Source organism: Halalkalibacter krulwichiae, assembly GCF_002109385.1.
In the GTDB taxonomy this organism is placed as follows: Bacteria; Bacillota; Bacilli; order Bacillales; family Bacillaceae_D; genus Halalkalibacter; species Halalkalibacter krulwichiae.
On sequence record NZ_CP020814.1, the window covers coordinates 3,383,378 to 3,399,321 of the forward strand.

Here is a 15,944-nt window from a genome sequence, read left to right on the forward strand (position 1 = left end):
ACTAATAGGGTTTAACAACTTAGTGGACACTATACTCCCTAACGTTTACTAATCTTGGATTAATGTACCTCACTTGGTTCTTTTAAATGTTCCGCAACAAGAGTAACGAGATCAGCAACTCGACAAGAATAACCCCACTCATTGTCGTACCAAGCAAGCACCTTAACTTGACGATCACTCATCACCATTGTTGATAAACCATCAATAATGGAAGAGTTTTCATCCCCATTAAAATCAATTGAAACAAGCGGTTCATTCGTGAAACCAAGAATACCTTGTAATGAGCCTTTTGAAGCATTCTCTAAAACTTGGTTGACCTCTTCAACCGTTACATCCTTTTTAACATTCACAACTAAATCAACTAATGAAACGTTAGGTGTCGGAACACGAAGAGCCATCCCGTTCAATTTTCCCGCTAATTGAGGTAGCACTTTCGCAATTGCTTTAGCGGCACCTGTTGAAGTAGGAATGATCGACTGTCCACAAGCTCTTGCTCTTCTTAAATCCTTATGTGGGTTATCGATGTTTTTCTGATCATTCGTATAAGCATGGACCGTTGTCATCATTCCACTTTCAATTCCAAATTCTTGATCGAGAACTTTTGCTACTGGAGCTAAGCAATTCGTTGTGCAAGAAGCATTTGAAATGATGTGATGATCTTCTGCACTGTAATCGCCTTCATTTACACCCATAACAATCGTAATATCTTCATCTTTACCTGGAGCAGTAATGACAACTTTCTTTGCTCCTGCCTCTATATGATACCCTGCAGTCTCTTTTGATTTGAACTTTCCTGTTGCCTCGATTACAATCTCAACCCCTAATTCCTTCCAAGGCAATTCTCTAGGATCTCTTGACTGCAATAATTTAATTTCTTTTCCATCAACAAGAAGTGAATCTTGTTTTGCCACAACCTCTAGATCATATTTCCCATGTATGCTGTCATATTTAATTAAATGAGCTAATGTTTCCGCTGGATAACTCGCATTAATTGCTACGATATCTACTTTAGCATCCTTCATTGCTTTTCTAAATACCATACGACCAATACGTCCAAATCCATTAATTGCAACCTTTGATTTCATTAGAATAACTCCTCCCGGAATATAAGTTATACTTTATAATCTATTTGATATTAATAGTATAACACATTAAAACGATAATGACATTATTTTCAACGTATTTCTTTAAAAATAAAAAAAGCGCCTAAATGAGGTTGCGCTAGTGCTTGCATAGCGAGCGACAACCTTCATTCAGTCACTTTTTACGTGTGCATTCCTTTAAAATGCCTTCCAATTGTTTCTTTGTTTCCTCAAGGGAATAAGAGTTATCAATAATGTAATCCGCTTGTTCCCTTTTTTCTGCTAGTGGCATTTGAGAAGCAATCCGTTGTATCGCGTCTTGTTCTCCAGCCTGATCACGTTCCATTAATCGTTTGAGCTGTGTCTCATAATCAACATAAACTACAATTACTTTATCAACTAGGTGAAACAGATTGCTCTCAAATAAAAGTGGGATGTCATAAACAATCGTTTGATGTCCTTCGTTTAAGTAATGTTGTTTCCACTCTTCCATCCGTTTTCGAACAGCGGGATGTACAATTCCATTTAGTACTTGCCTTTCTTTTGGATCTTGAAAGATAATTGCTCCAAGCTTCTTCCTTGCAAGTGTTCCATCCTCATTCAATATAGTTGATCCGAAGTGATTACGTATCTTCTCTAAAGCCTCACTGCCTGGCTCTACAACTTCTCGGGCAACTTTATCTGCATCAATAACAGGTACTCCCATATCCTCGACCATTTTACTAACTGTCGATTTTCCACTGGCAATACCGCCCGTTAAACCAATGAACATGTTTACCTCCTAATTAATAAAAACCACTTATTATAAACTAAAAATTCCAATTACAATGAGTAAAAGCCCTGGGATAAAAGAAAATTTTTGCATCCATGCGGAATCAGAGAATCGATTCCCGCTCTTCATACCTAACGTAACAAACAAAGCACTCATCGTTGCCACACTGATAGCCATTCCAATAGGTGAGAAACCAATCAAGGCAGCACCAATCCCTGCACCAAATGCATCTAACGATAGGGCTACACCTAACAAAAAGGCTTCACGCCCAGTAATTGTTCCTGAATTATCAAAGTCAGCAACCATCGGTTTTCGAAGAATCCTAATGACTACTCCTAACACTTTAATCTCGAAATTAAGTATAACTTCGTCTCCTTTTGTTTTCATCTCATTTTTAGCAGGGCGATAAACTTGATACAATGCCCAAGCGCCAATCATAATTAAAATTACCCCACCAATCGACTCAGCAACAGCCGGTGACAAATAAGTCTGAATAACCGCCCCAAAGAACATTGCAATCAAAATAGACGTCGCCGAACAACCTGCGATAAAAAGCAATGACTTTAACGGTAACTTCATTTTTCTTAACCCATATGTTAAACCTACCCCGAAGCTGTCAAGACTAACAGCGAGGGCGATCGCCAATAAGGAGAAAATCTCAACCATCTTGATAAGCTCCTTCCATTTCAAACATACGATAGTATATGGCAGGAGCCTATCCAATGTACTTTAATTTTGGCAATTCTCGCAAAAGTGTGTTCCTCTACCACCTACAACAGTCTTTTGAATTTCATCTCCGCATGTAAGACAAGGTTCTCCCTTACGACCATAGACGCGCAGCTGCTGTTGAAACATTCCCATTTCACCTTGACCATTTACATATGACTTAACAGAACTACCTCCTAAGTCAACCGCTTCTTGTAATGTAGTAATAATTTCTTGATGAAGACGCTCGTACTCTTTAGCGGTCAAAGAGGACGCCATACGCTCAGGACGGATTCCAGCTCTAAAAAGAGCTTCATCGACGTAAATATTGCCGAGTCCTACAACTGTTTTTTGATCTAAAAGGACTACTTTAATGGTCCTTGACGTTGACTGAAAAGCTTTTTGTAATAAATCTATTGTAAAAGCTTCAGAGAAAGGTTCTACACCAAGTTGAGAAAGTGGTAAGGACGCTTCTTCTGTCCCCTTTTTAAATAAATGCATCGTTCCAAACTTTCGAACATCCTGATAACGAAGTTCGCTTCCATCCGTAAAACGAAAAATCACATGAGTATGTGGGGTCAGATCTTCTTCTTTTTGAAAAAGACCGTAACGCCCTTCCATCCTTAGGTGAGACACCATTGTAAGATCATCTAGGATAAAAAGAAGAAACTTGCCACGCCTATTCACTTCATGAATGGTTTGGCCAATCAATTCAAGTTTAAATTGCTCGGTATCATCTGGCTTCTTTATGATGTTTGCCCATCTTACATCAACATCCGCAATTGTTTTTCCAATGACGAGTTGACGTAATGTTCGGCTAACTGTTTCCACTTCAGGTAGTTCAGGCACAGTACACTCTCTCCTTACTTCGCATCATACCATGTTTCACCGTAGGAGACGTCTGCTTTAAGAGGCACGTTCAATTCCACCGCTTTCTCCATTACTTCTGGTACGAGCTTCATCATTTTTTCTACTTCTTCTTCAGGCACTTCAAAAATCAACTCATCATGTACTTGTAAGAGCATACGGCTTTGCATTTGCTCTTGTTCAATTCTTTCAGCCATTTCAATCATTGCTTTCTTAATAATATCAGCTGCCGTTCCTTGAATTGGCGTATTCATCGCCGTTCGCTCCGCAAAGCTACGCTTGTTAAAATTACGGCTAGTTAAATCAGGGAGATATCTTCTACGATGCAACAGCGTTGAGACATACCCTTTCTCTCGTGCCTCTTCAATGATAGAGTCCATATACTCTTTTACTTTAGGATAGCTTGCGAAATAACGCTCAATAAATTGTCCCGCTTCTTTTCTCGTAATCCCAAGACTCTGCGACAAGCCAAAATCACTAATTCCGTAAACAATCCCAAAGTTAACCGCTTTGGCACTACGACGCATATTTGACGTTACTTCCTCTTCAGCGACATGAAAAACATCCATCGCAGTTTTCGTATGAACATCCATCCCTAATTGGAATGCCTCCATTAATTTCTCATCTTCAGCAATATGAGCTAACACACGTAGTTCAATTTGAGAATAGTCAGCTGCAAGCATCTTCCAACCTTTTTCTGAAGGAATGAAAGCCTTCCGAATTCTTCTTCCTTCTTCTAAACGAATTGGAATGTTTTGTAGATTCGGATCGGTTGAGCTTAGACGACCAGTTTGCGTGAGTGCTTGGTTGTATCTAGTATGAATTTTGTTCGTTTCTTTTCTTGTAACTTTTAACAACCCTTCAATATAGGTTGAATTTAGTTTACCTAATTGCCTGTAGTGCAATATGTGTTCAACAATTTCATGGTCAGCTGCTAATTTTTCTAAAACATCCGCAGAAGTGGAATACCCTGTTTTTGTTTTCTTGATAGATGGTAAACCAAGCTTTTCAAACAAAATTTCTCCGAGTTGTTTTGGTGAATTAATATTAAACGATGTTCCAGCAATTTCATGAATCTTCTTTTCTAAATTATCTAAGCGCAATTCAAGGTCTTCTCCCATTTGTTCCAATTGCTCTTTATCAACTTGCACTCCTGTTGTTTCCATACGTCCAAGTACAATGGAGAGTGGCATTTCAAGCTCACGAAACAACTCTTCTTGTTCATTCTCTTTTAATTCCGCTTCTAATACCGGCTTTAGTTTGAAAAGCGCTTCGGCCTTTCGAACTAAATGTTCCGCTAATTGATCTTGATCTGGAATTTTACGCTTAGCTCCTTTTCCATAAACAACCTCATCATCTTGAAGCTGACTAATTCCTTTCCGGCTAGCGACGTCACTAATTCCATGCGAGGACAAAGACGAGTCTAATAAATAAGAAGCTAGTTGCATGTCAAATTCCACACCATTTAATAAAATCCCTTGCCAACCTAACGACACAACCGCTTGCTTTGCATCAAATACCGATATTTGAGTGGAGTCATCTTTTAACCAATTAACAAAGGCTTCTGAATCAAGAGCTTTCTCAGTCGTAATGAAAAAACGCCCCTTTTCATTAACCATGGCAAAGCCTTCAATTGGAACTTGATGATAATTCTCTCCAAGTACCTCTACAATTAAAGCTGCCTCTTTTGTTAAGTGGTCCTCTTCAATTTTCTCTAATGTTTCATACGTAATTTCTTCTAATTCAACTTCCTCGGCATCTACATCAAACTTGGACACAAGAGAAGTAAACTCAAGTTCTTTCATAAAGTCAACGACTTTCTTTTGATCATAATCCCCAAAGCTTAAATCTTCTAATTCTGTTTCAAATGGCACCTCAAGGAAAATGGTTGCTAACTCTTTACTCATTAACGCTTGTTCGCGGTTTTCCTCAAGCTTCTCCTTCATCTTCTTCCCAGATATTTGATCAATGGAATCCAATACTTTCTCAACTGTACCGAATTCTTTTAGAAGTTTAAGCGCTGTTTTCTCTCCAACCCCAGGGACACCTGGAATATTATCCGAGCTGTCTCCCATTAGTCCTTTCATGTCAATAATTTGTTTCGGACTTAAACCATATTTGTCTGCAATTAAAGCTTCATCGTAGGCTTCAACATTCGTGATTCCTTTTTTCGTTAAAATGACTGTCACCTTATCTGATACGAGCTGGAGCAAATCCTTGTCCCAGAATACACTTTCACTTCGAAGTCTTCCTCTGATGCATTTTTTGCTAATGTTCCAATAATATCATCAGCCTCATAATTTTCTGCTTCATACCGAGAAATATTAAAGGCATCAAGAAGTTCACGGACTAATGGAAATTGCTCTGATAATTCAGGCGGTGTCTTCTGACGTCCCCCTTTATAATCATCATACGTTTTATGGCGAAACGTTGTTTTTCCCGCATCAAAAGCAACGAGCATATGCGTCGGCTTTTCTTCTTCAATTATTTTTAATAACATTGTTGTAAATCCATAAACTGCATTTGTGTAAACACCCTTCTCATTATTTAGCAAAGGAAGTGCAAAAAATGCACGATAGGCAATACTATTTCCATCTATTAATATGAGCTTTTTCACTTGAAAGGCTCCTTCCTTGTCCATATTTTTCTATATGTCATTGTAGCATAATGAAACATAAATGAGAAAAAGTAGCATTCACGCAATCATATACGCAATCATATAACAAAGGGCGTCCCAAAAGGTCTTGTTTTCACCCTTTGAGACGCCCCTTACTATATTTGTTATTAGTCCGTGTATCCCATTAAAAGCCGAGCATATGGAGAGTTAGATGGAAGAACAATTACAGTTTCATCACCAATTGTCTTCTCATATGATTCAAGAGTACGATACAACTGATAGAATTCTTGATCTTGCCCGAATGATTCATTGTAAATACGAGCAGCTTCCGCTTCACCTTCCCCGACAATTTCATTAGCATCAGCATTAGCTGTAGCAATCATTTCCGTTACTTCACGATCTGTAGCAGACTGAATTCGGTTTGCCTCAGCATCCCCTTGCGATAAATATTCCTGTGCAGTTGCATGTCGCTCAGAAATCATCCGGCTATAAACAGCTTCTTCGTTTTCATCAGGTAAATCGGTCCGTTTCATCCGAACATCTGATAATAATATTCCGTAATTATTACGTTCAAGCGCTTCATTCACTCGGTCACGAACAAGCTCGTTAAAGCTTCCTCTTGATGACTTTTCTTCATTAATAATTTCATCAAAATCAAGTTGACCTAATTCCGCTCGAATAGCTGAAAAGATCAATTCACCTAAAATTGCCTCAGCTCTTTCCAAAGTTACCGTGTTGGAAATCATTAATTGTGGACTCTCAATTCGCCAAATAGCGTAATGGTCTGCAAGCAATCGTTTTTTATCTCTTGTATTAATCTCAGCTGGAGGAATATCATAAATCATTTGATACTTAGGTAGTGTAGAAACTGATTGAATAAAAGGGATTTTATAACTTAATCCTGGCTCATCTTCAATGCGCACCACTTCTCCAAATTGTCTTACAACCTTGAACTCGCCTTGTTCAACAATAAAGAGGTTACTAATGATTGTTGCTAACAATACAATTAGAATGATGATAAGTGCGCCTAGTTTCATAAATTTCTTCCATTCATCACTTGGACGTCTTTCATTAATATCTACAATGTTCTCATCGCTCATTAGTTGTTCCCTCCTTCAGCAGCCTGATTTTGCCCTCTCTCTAACGGCCTAATTGGCAAGTAGCTCACTGTGTCGCTATTGCTATCCATGATGTAAATCTCTGTATCTGGCAACACATTCTCTAGAGTCTCTAAAATTAAACGTTGACGTGTTACATCAGGATTGACTAAGTACTCATCATATAAAGCATTAAATCTAGCGATATCCCCTCGAGCTCTCTCAATTCGCTCTGCCCTAGTTCCCTCTGCTCGAGAAATAATTGCGTCTTTTTCCCCTTCAGCCTCATTAATTTGCTGATTACGGTATCTAGTTGCTTCATTCACTTTTGTTAATCGCTCTTCACGTGCATCCGTTACTTCCATGAAGGCACTACGAACTTCATCTGTCGGTAATTCCACGTCTTGGAGCTTAACATCTTGGATACTTACTCCGATTTGGTAGACTTCTAACAATTCTACTAGATTCTCAAAAACTTTTGCCTCTACTTCTGGTCTTTGATCCGTTAATACATCATCAATGCTTGTGCTTCCAATTACTCCACGTAATGCTGCGGATGTCGCATTGTATAACACTTCTCGTGCATCAACTGTACTGTACAAATATAACTCTGGATCTGTAATTCTCCATTGTACAGCTAAGTCTGCAAAAAGAATATTTTCATCTCCTGTAATCATCTTCGCTTCTCTCGTAAATTCCACGACTTCGCCATCTTCCTCCTGATAACCAACTTGCAAGTTGTATGTTCCACGAGAAAGAATTTCTACTCGTTGAATGGGCCATGGCATTTTAAACTTTAATCCCGGTTCTGTAATCGTATCTTCAACTTTACCAAATGTAATGAGTGCTGCTTGCTCAGATTCATCGACTATGTACCATCCAGTGATCAAAAATAGTGCGAGAATGGCTACCCCAATTAAGGAAACAAAGCCGACGAGCAATTGCTTAATTGTCATCGTATCATCCCTTCTCCTTGTAATGTCTTCTTTTCTACGAGTAGAATCATAGAATGGTTTCATAAAATCCTATAAAATTTCACTCTTTTTCATTATAGTACAAATTGGGAAGACTATGTGTGTAATTAGGAGAAGTATTACTTTTATAACCAAAAGGAAAGGCGCCTTTTTTTGATTTAAATGGCAATGGCTCCTCTCGCTGCGCGATCTCTGAGAAGGTTGCTCAGAGATCTTAAAACCTTGCAGCGGCTCCGCACATTGCTTACTTTTATAACCAAAAGGAAAGGCGCCTTTTGGTTATAAAAGTAAAAAGGATGTGAGCTAAGGGGTAGCTCACATCTTGAAAAAGGGGATGTACTATTGCAAATAGCCATTGGCTATTTGCTCGGCAGTGATGAAACCGTTCTATTACATTGTAAGGGGAATACATTAAGGATGTTTAAACACATTGTAAATTAATTGTAAATATGCAAGCTATTCTGTCTCATTTTGCTGTTGCTTCTTAAATTTTAATAAAAACGTTGTTCCTTTATCCATTTCGCTTTCAACATTTATTTGCCCAGAATGCGCTTCAACGAGGTGCTTCACTATAGCTAATCCTAATCCTGTACCACCGGAATTCCGACTTCTTGCCCGATCCACACGATAGAAACGCTCAAAGATCCTTGGTAATTCGCTTTCCTTAATCCCTACACCTGTATCAATCACTGCTAATTCAACTGATTCGCCGTTTTCTTTTAAAACGACAGATACGTGACCACCATCTGATGTATACATAATTGCATTGTTTACTAGATTAATCACAATTTGTTTCAGCCGCGATGGATCTCCCTCTAGCCTCGTATCTCCCTCTCTCTCCAATTTGAGACTGATGTTTTTCTTAGCTGCTTTCTCTTTTAATAAATCATAAACCTCTAGAAGAATGTTATTTAAATCTGTGTTTTGCCAATGCAATTTGAAATATGATTGTTCAATTCGTGATAATTCAAGTAATTCTTCAATTAATGCTTGTAGCCTCTCGCTTTCCTTAGCAATGATATTTAGGAAGTTCTCTCTCAATGGCTCTGAATTCATCGCACCATCTAACAACGTTTCCGTAAACCCTTTTATTGAGGTAACCGGTGTTTTCAATTCATGAGATACATTTGCCACAAAATCGGTTCGAACTTGCTCTAGCTTTTTCAACTCCGTTATATCATGTAAAACTATAACAATCCCTTTTAACTTGCCACGATTGCTCATTACTGGTGCTCCATACACTTCAAAATGGCGTACCTCTAGATTAACGGGGAAATGAATCTGCTTTCGTTGCTTTTCTTCTGTCATAAGGATCGTTTGAACAATTCGAATGACCTCTTTATGTTTGATGACATCATGATAAAGCTGATTAATCCAAAGGTCTGTATCCTCTTGAAAAATGGAACGACATGTTCGATTGATAAGCGTGATATCACCTTTAGTATTAATTAAGATTAATCCACTTCCCATATTTTCTATTAATGTTTGCATTCTCTCTTTTTGAGCTTCATGCCTCTTAGTCAATTGACCTAAGTTATACGCCAAAATATTAATAGATCTAGAAAGCTGACCAATCTCATCGCGTTTTCCTTCTTGTGTTCTCGCTTTGAAGTTTCCTTCAGCAAGCTCATTCGCTACTACCGTTGCATCCTCTATCGGACGTATCATCTCATTGGCCACTCGATAAATGATAATAAAAATGACGAAAAACGCAATCGAAAAGCAAATGGCCAAAATTCGCCACATGAACGCATTCATCTCAGCTAATGTTTCTGTCGATATGCCTAATCTTATATAACCAATATCTTCGCCTGCGGAATTTGTTATCGTAACAGCATAATAAAGCAATTCGTCATTAACTGTTTCGCTATAGCGGATTTCAGCTTCTTCGTTCCCTTTTTTCAATTCAACGATCTCAGGTCTTACTAGATGATTATCCATTTGAGTCGGGTCAGCGGCTGAATCTGCGATGACCGTTCCATCAACTAAAATAATCGTTACTCTCGCATCTAGTGTGCTGGCGAACGTATCGGCTAAACGCTCTGCTGTATCCGGATCGACTCCTTCTTCTCCAACGACAAAAGATGCCATTTTTGCCTCTTTGGCAATCCGATCAGTTAAATGATCTATAAAAAAATTCTGATAAAACTGACCGATAACCAAGCCAAGTCCAGCCATCACAAAGAAAGTAATTGATAATACGGCAAAGACAAGTTTAAAGCGTAACTTATACATTCACGCTTGGCTCCTCTAATTTATAACCTAGACCTCTAATCGTTTTAATATAAGTAGGTTTTTTCGTATTCGCTTCGATTTTTTCTCTTAGATGACTAATATGTACATCTACAATTCTTGTATCTCCAACAAATTCATAGTTCCAAACAGCATTTAAAAGCTGATCTCTCGTTAAAACTCTCCCCTTATGGTTGGCTAAATATAAAAGCAATTCAAATTCTTTAGGTGTTAGTTCAATTGGTTGTTTTTTGAAGTACACCTCATAGTTTTCAGGATATATTTCTACCTCTCCAAACTTAATAATTTGATTGATCGTCTTTTCAACTGATTCTTCTTTCGAAACAGGTACTACACGTCTCAAAATAGCGCGGACACGAGCAACTACTTCTCTGGGACTAAATGGTTTTGTCATATAGTCGTCTGCCCCTAATTCCAATCCGAGAACCTTATCAAATTCATCATCTTTAGCAGTGAGCATCAAAATAGGTGTCATCACCTTATTTTGTCTTAATTGCTTACATATATCTAATCCATCAATCTCCGGAAGCATTAGATCAAGAATTAATAAATCAAATTGTTCATTCATCGCAGTGCTCAAAGCTGTAGCACCGTCCGTTGCCGTCGTCACATCAAACCCTGACTGCTCCAAATTAAATTTTAGCAAAGTAACTATTGATTCTTCATCATCCACAATTAATAAACGTTGTGACATATTTCATCCTCCAAACAGGTTGTATTACGGTTCTGCCTGCCAAGTACATATTTTCATTTTTCTCTCTTTTTATAGTTTTAGTATAGCAAACATTACTGACACTAGTATTAAAAAATATAAAAACAAGGCTTAGCTTTATCGCTAGCCTTGTTTTTTCTTATTCTGCAGGTAATGCACTCATAACATTGCGGACCGATTGAACTGACTTTTCTAGTGCCGCTTTTTCTTCTTCCGTTAAATCAAGCTCAATGATCTTTTCTATCCCGTCTCCACCGAGGATGGTTGGAACTCCGACATAAAGATCACTATAGCCATACTCACCTTCAAGGTAAGCTATTGTAGGAAGGACACGCTTCTTATCTTTAACGATCGCTTCAACCATTTGAGTTAATGATGCAGCCGGAGCATAATAAGCACTTCCATTCCCGAGCAGACCAACAATCTCTCCTCCACCTTTACGTGTACGTTCAACGATCGCCTCTAAACGATCTTGTGGAATAAGCTTTTCAAGCGGAACTCCACCAGCAGCAGAATAACGAATAAGTGGAACCATGTCATCACCATGACCACCTAGAACGAAACCAGTAATGTCTTCAACAGATAAGTTTAGCTCCTCAGCAACAAACGTACGAAAACGCGCTGTATCTAGTACACCTGATTGTCCGATGACGCGATTTTTCGGGAATCCCGATTCTTTAAATACCGTATATGTCATCGCATCCGCAGGGTTTGTTAAAACGATAATGTAGCAATTTGGTGAATGCTTTACTACTTCTTTCGTTACTGCTTTCATAATCCCAGCATTTGTGTTCACTAAATCGTCACGACTCATACCAGGCTTACGAGCAATACCAGCCGTTATAACAACGACATCAGAGTCTTTCGTATCTTCATAATTTGAAGTACCAATGATAGAAGAATCAATACCCATTACTGGAGTTGCCTCTAACATATCTAACGCCTTCCCTTTTGTTGGACCTTCCATTTGTGGAATATCGACTAGAACTACATCTCCAAGTTCTTTTTGAGCGACCATGAGAGCTGTTGTAGCACCGGTAAATCCTCCGCCTATAACAGAAATCTTTCTACGTTTAATTGCCATCACATACTCACTCCCTGTTCTGATTAGTCATTTAGACTTTTCTTCATTACTATGCACGTAAAGGTGTGAGAATAGTCTCACACCTGTTACGAAAAGGAAAAGGTATCCTTACATTATTAACTTATAGGTTTTTGATTAATTCTTCAGCAAAGCCAGAGCAAGATACTTCAGTAGCACCTTCCATTAGGCGTGCAAAATCGTATGTTACTACTTTGCTAGCAATTGTTTTATCCATAGAAGCCATGATAAGGTCAGCAGCTTCATTCCAACCAAGGTGACGAAGCATTAATTCTCCTGAAAGAAGAACAGAAGATGGATTTACTTTATCAAGACCAGCATATTTTGGAGCTGTTCCGTGTGTAGCTTCAAAAATAGCATGACCAGTATCATAGTTGATGTTTGCTCCTGGAGCAATTCCGATTCCACCAACTTGAGCAGCAAGTGCATCAGAGATATAGTCACCGTTTAGGTTCATTGTTGCAACTACATCAAATTCTTTTGGACGAGTTAAAATTTGTTGTAAGAAGATATCAGCAATTGAATCTTTTACGATGATTTTCCCTTCAGCTTCAGCGTCAGCTTGAGCTTTGTTCGCAGCTTCCTTACCTTCAGCTTCAACAATCTTATCATATTGAGCCCAAGTGAATACTTTATCACCAAACTCACGCTCAGCCACTTCATAACCCCAGTTTTTGAACGCCCCTTCAGTAAACTTCATGATATTACCTTTGTGTACTAATGTAACACTCTTACGTCCTTCATCAATTGCATATTGAATTGCGGCACGAACTAGTCGGTCTGTTCCTTCTTGTGATACAGGTTTGATACCAATACCAGAAGTTTCAGGGAAACGGATTTTACTTACACCCATTTCATTTTGTAAGAAAGCAATAAGCTTTTTCACTTCATCAGAACCTTCTTTATACTCAATACCAGCATAGATATCTTCAGAGTTTTCGCGGAAGATTACCATGTCTGTATCTTCAGGACGTTTTACAGGTGAAGGTACACCATCAAAGTAACGAACTGGACGTAAACAAACATAAAGATCTAACTCTTGACGAAGAGCAACGTTTAAAGAACGAATACCTCCACCAATTGGAGTTGTTAAAGGACCTTTAATTGCAATTAAATATTCGCGAACTGCATCTAATGTTTCTGCTGGTAACCATTCGCCAGTTTGGTTATAAGCTTTTTCCCCAGCAAGAATTTCTTTCCACTCGATTTTCTTTTCGCCATTATAAGCTTTTTCAACTGCAGCATCTATTACACGTGAAGCAGCAGCCCAAATATCAGGACCAATTCCGTCACCTTCGATAAAAGGAACGACTGGGTTATTTGGTACATCTAGTACACCATTGTTTACTTTAATTACTTGTCCGTTTGCCATGAAAAAAACCTCCTACTAAAATATCACTTTAAAATAAGACTACACAGTCTAATTTAGCCAAAAATTCGCTCAATTGTCAATCTATGTATAGGGAGGATAACTCCCCATCTACTATACTAGCGTTGCTCAATTGGTGTATACGTTTGTTTGTTAGGTCCAACATATTCAGCACGTGGACGGATCAAACGGTTATTGCTGTATTGTTCTAGAATGTGTGCTAACCAGCCTGATGTACGACTCACCGCGAAAATTGGTGTGAAAAGGTCGTGTTTAATACCAAGACTGTGATACACACTAGCAGAATAGAAATCAACGTTTGGAAGTAGACCTTTTTCTCTTGTTACCATTTCGTTGACTTTAATAGACATTTCGTACCATTTTGTTTCACCAGTAATTTCTGTTAAACGTTTAGACATTTCTTTCAGATGCTTCGCACGAGGGTCTCCATCCTTATAAACACGGTGACCAAAGCCCATGATTTTCTCCTTATTATCAAGCGCTTTACGGATATACGGCTCAACGTTCTCTACTTCACCGATCTCATTAAGCATTTTCATTACAGCTTCATTCGCCCCACCATGTAATGGGCCCTTAAGAGCACCGATTGCTGCTGTAATACCAGAGTATACATCAGATAAAGTCGCCACACAGACACGAGCTGTAAACGTTGATGCATTCAACTCATGGTCAGCATGTAGTACAAGCGCCTTATTAAATGCATTGACTGCAATTTCATCTGGGTCCTTACCAGTTAGCATGTATAAGAAGTTTGCAGCGAATCCTAAATCACTACGTGGAGATACTGGCTCTAATCCTTCACGAATACGTGAAAACGCTGTCACGATTGTTGGAATTTGTGCCTGAATTTTTAGTGCTTTAAGTTGGTTAGCTTCCTCTTCCATTACATCTGCTGTTTCATCAAATAATGCCAAACTTGAAATAGCTGAGCGAAGAGCTGCCATAGGATGTACTTTATCAATTGGATAAGCTTTCATTTGGTCAATAATCTCGTTCGGTATTTGTGCTTGAGCTGCTAGATCTTGTGTGAATTGACTCAATTCAGCTGAATTTGGTAATCGACCATTCCAAAGTAAGTAAATAACCTCTTCAAAGCTCGCATTATCCGCTAAATCATCAATATCATATCCTTGATAAGTAAGAACACTTTCAATAATGGAACTAACGCTTGATGTCGTTGCTACAATACCTTCTAGACCACGAGTTGTACTCACGTTAACCTCTCCTTTTCTATAAATCTTAGTTTCCCTAAATAGTAAATGCTTACATTCCCACCTTAATGAACGCAGCGATTCTATGTAGTAGGACTTCACAACTTCTATTATAACGATTTATTAAGCTTTTGTGAACGTTTTCTCGAAAAGTTATTAGCAAATTTTAAAAATTTTTGCTTATTTGCGATGAGAAAGCTGCAAAACTCGACGTTTTTCATCCATTCAGATTCGAAAAAAATGTAACGATCTTCATAGCAAAATAGGCAATCCCCGCTCCGATTAAAGGTCCGACAGCTACTCCTTTAAATAAAGCAACTGATAAGATGGTACCAAAAACTAACGCAGTCGTAATATGGGGATCATTTTTTAACAAATCGATTCCATTAGCAGCAATCAGAGCGACTAGAATTCCCGAACCTAACGCTACCCATGCATAGGAAGACTTTACCGCTTCACCCAATTGTTTAAAACCGATTTCTCCAGTCACAATCGGTGTTAATACGGCTATAGTAATAACAGTCACCCCGATATTTATTCCTTTCTGTTGAAAAAGGGGAAACAGTTTTTCTCCTAATCCAATCCATTTAATAATCAGCAAAAATCCAACAGCTACCATTAAAGATTGATTCTTCGCTATGACTGCTACCGCTAGTAGAATCAACATAAATATAGATGCTTGTGACAATAGTTATCCCCCTGTTCTTTCCTGTTGCCTTTCAACGACCAATGATCTAACTTACCAACCTTTTATTTTTTTGTCATGATTACAAATCGTCCATTCTTTATCATGCTGTGAAAAAGCTTTAGTAATAGAGCTTTAGCAAACGTACGTGTCTTAGGAATTAATAAGAAAAAACCAATCGCATCAGTAATAAAACCTGGTGTTAGTAGAACAACCCCACCAATTAAAATACAAATGCCATCTAAAATAACCCCACTAGGCAATTGCCCTTGTTGTGTCTGTAACTGAGCAAGCCTCAGTGCCTGTAGACCTTCTTTTTTTGCTAGCCATGCTCCAAGTATACCAGTAGCAATGATAAGAAAAATCGTTGGCCAAACGCCAATAAGATTGCCTGAAAGAATTAATACGGCAATTTCAATAGCTGGTACAATAATAATTAATAACAACAATATTCGAAACATTGATTGCTCCTTTCAA

At 38.4% G+C, this 15,944-nt stretch carries 13 protein-coding genes and 1 pseudogene; all 14 read right to left on the reverse strand.

The features are described 5' to 3' along the window. Window positions 1-59: 59 nt before the first annotated feature. The 14 genes and pseudogenes from BkAM31D_RS17070 to BkAM31D_RS17135 all read right to left on the reverse strand — a co-directional run bounded on the left by BkAM31D_RS17070 (window position 60) and on the right by BkAM31D_RS17135 (window position 15,928). Window positions 60-1,085 (reverse strand): glyceraldehyde-3-phosphate dehydrogenase, encoded by a 1,026-nt coding sequence (locus BkAM31D_RS17070; protein ID WP_066153394.1) that lies wholly within the window; start codon window positions 1,083-1,085, stop codon window positions 60-62. A gap of 172 nt (window positions 1,086-1,257) precedes the next feature. Then, on the reverse strand, window positions 1,258-1,854 hold the full coding sequence (gene coaE, locus BkAM31D_RS17075) for a dephospho-CoA kinase (protein WP_066153396.1): 597 nt from the start codon (window positions 1,852-1,854) through the stop codon (window positions 1,258-1,260). A gap of 30 nt (window positions 1,855-1,884) precedes the next feature. Then, window positions 1,885-2,520, reverse strand: a complete 636-nt coding sequence (gene ytaF / locus BkAM31D_RS17080) for a sporulation membrane protein YtaF (RefSeq protein WP_066153399.1) — start codon at window positions 2,518-2,520, stop codon at window positions 1,885-1,887. Window positions 2,521-2,583: 63 nt separating this feature from the next. Then, entirely contained in the window at window positions 2,584-3,408 is an 825-nt protein-coding gene (gene mutM / locus BkAM31D_RS17085; protein ID WP_066153402.1) for a DNA-formamidopyrimidine glycosylase, read from the reverse strand. Between the two features lie 14 nt (window positions 3,409-3,422). After that, window positions 3,423-6,067 (reverse strand): annotated as a pseudogene (gene polA / locus BkAM31D_RS17090) (DNA polymerase I). Window positions 6,068-6,210: 143 nt separating this feature from the next. Further along, window positions 6,211-7,143 carry a protease modulator HflC gene (hflC, locus tag BkAM31D_RS17095; protein WP_066153408.1) on the reverse strand — a complete coding sequence of 311 codons (933 nt, stop codon included), beginning with the start codon at window positions 7,141-7,143 and terminating at the stop codon, window positions 6,211-6,213. Beyond that, window positions 7,143-8,096: an FtsH protease activity modulator HflK gene (gene hflK / locus BkAM31D_RS17100; protein WP_066153411.1), complete on the reverse strand. Its 954-nt coding sequence runs from the start codon at window positions 8,094-8,096 to the stop codon at window positions 7,143-7,145. The genes hflC and hflK overlap by 1 nt, the downstream gene beginning before the upstream one ends. Before the next feature lie 474 nt (window positions 8,097-8,570). Next, window positions 8,571-10,349, reverse strand: coding sequence for a two-component system histidine kinase PnpS (pnpS, locus tag BkAM31D_RS17105; RefSeq protein ID WP_066153413.1), 1,779 nt, complete (start codon window positions 10,347-10,349; stop codon window positions 8,571-8,573). Continuing rightward, window positions 10,342-11,061, reverse strand: a complete 720-nt coding sequence (locus BkAM31D_RS17110) for a response regulator transcription factor (RefSeq protein WP_066153416.1) — start codon at window positions 11,059-11,061, stop codon at window positions 10,342-10,344. The genes pnpS and BkAM31D_RS17110 overlap by 8 nt, the downstream gene beginning before the upstream one ends. Before the next feature lie 157 nt (window positions 11,062-11,218). Continuing rightward, window positions 11,219-12,163, reverse strand: coding sequence for a malate dehydrogenase (gene mdh, locus BkAM31D_RS17115; protein WP_066153419.1), 945 nt, complete (start codon window positions 12,161-12,163; stop codon window positions 11,219-11,221). Between the two features lie 121 nt (window positions 12,164-12,284). Beyond that, window positions 12,285-13,553 carry an NADP-dependent isocitrate dehydrogenase gene (gene icd, locus BkAM31D_RS17120; protein ID WP_066153422.1) on the reverse strand — a complete coding sequence of 423 codons (1,269 nt, stop codon included), beginning with the start codon at window positions 13,551-13,553 and terminating at the stop codon, window positions 12,285-12,287. Between the two features lie 116 nt (window positions 13,554-13,669). Next, on the reverse strand, window positions 13,670-14,785 hold the full coding sequence (citZ, locus tag BkAM31D_RS17125) for a citrate synthase (protein ID WP_066153425.1): 1,116 nt from the start codon (window positions 14,783-14,785) through the stop codon (window positions 13,670-13,672). 214 nt (window positions 14,786-14,999) lie between these two features. Then, the gene (locus BkAM31D_RS17130) at window positions 15,000-15,449 is read right to left on the reverse strand and encodes a DUF441 domain-containing protein (RefSeq protein WP_066153632.1); all 450 of its coding nucleotides are present in this window, start codon (window positions 15,447-15,449) and stop codon (window positions 15,000-15,002) included. 83 nt (window positions 15,450-15,532) lie between these two features. Further along, on the reverse strand, window positions 15,533-15,928 hold the full coding sequence (locus tag BkAM31D_RS17135; RefSeq protein WP_066153428.1) for an FxsA family protein: 396 nt from the start codon (window positions 15,926-15,928) through the stop codon (window positions 15,533-15,535). Between the last annotated feature and the right edge of the window lie 16 nt (window positions 15,929-15,944).

Excerpts from the sequence above, each read along its gene's own strand:
- coaE (WP_066153396.1), bottom strand. The coding sequence starts at position 1,854 with ATGTTCATTGGTTTAACGGGCGGTATTGCCAGTGGAAAATCGACAGTT.
- ytaF (WP_066153399.1), bottom strand. The coding sequence starts at position 2,520 with ATGGTTGAGATTTTCTCCTTATTGGCGATCGCCCTCGCTGTTAGTCTT.
- BkAM31D_RS17135 (WP_066153428.1), bottom strand. The coding sequence starts at position 15,928 with ATGTTTCGAATATTGTTGTTATTAATTATTATTGTACCAGCTATTGAA.
- hflK (WP_066153411.1), bottom strand. The coding sequence starts at position 8,096 with ATGACAATTAAGCAATTGCTCGTCGGCTTTGTTTCCTTAATTGGGGTA.
- BkAM31D_RS17070 (WP_066153394.1), bottom strand. The coding sequence starts at position 1,085 with ATGAAATCAAAGGTTGCAATTAATGGATTTGGACGTATTGGTCGTATG.
- BkAM31D_RS17110 (WP_066153416.1), bottom strand. The coding sequence starts at position 11,061 with ATGTCACAACGTTTATTAATTGTGGATGATGAAGAATCAATAGTTACT.
- pnpS (WP_066153413.1), bottom strand. The coding sequence starts at position 10,349 with ATGTATAAGTTACGCTTTAAACTTGTCTTTGCCGTATTATCAATTACT.
- icd (WP_066153422.1), bottom strand. The coding sequence starts at position 13,553 with ATGGCAAACGGACAAGTAATTAAAGTAAACAATGGTGTACTAGATGTA.
- mdh (WP_066153419.1), bottom strand. The coding sequence starts at position 12,163 with ATGGCAATTAAACGTAGAAAGATTTCTGTTATAGGCGGAGGATTTACC.
- BkAM31D_RS17130 (WP_066153632.1), bottom strand. The coding sequence starts at position 15,449 with ATGTTGATTCTACTAGCGGTAGCAGTCATAGCGAAGAATCAATCTTTA.
- hflC (WP_066153408.1), bottom strand. The coding sequence starts at position 7,143 with ATGAGCGATGAGAACATTGTAGATATTAATGAAAGACGTCCAAGTGAT.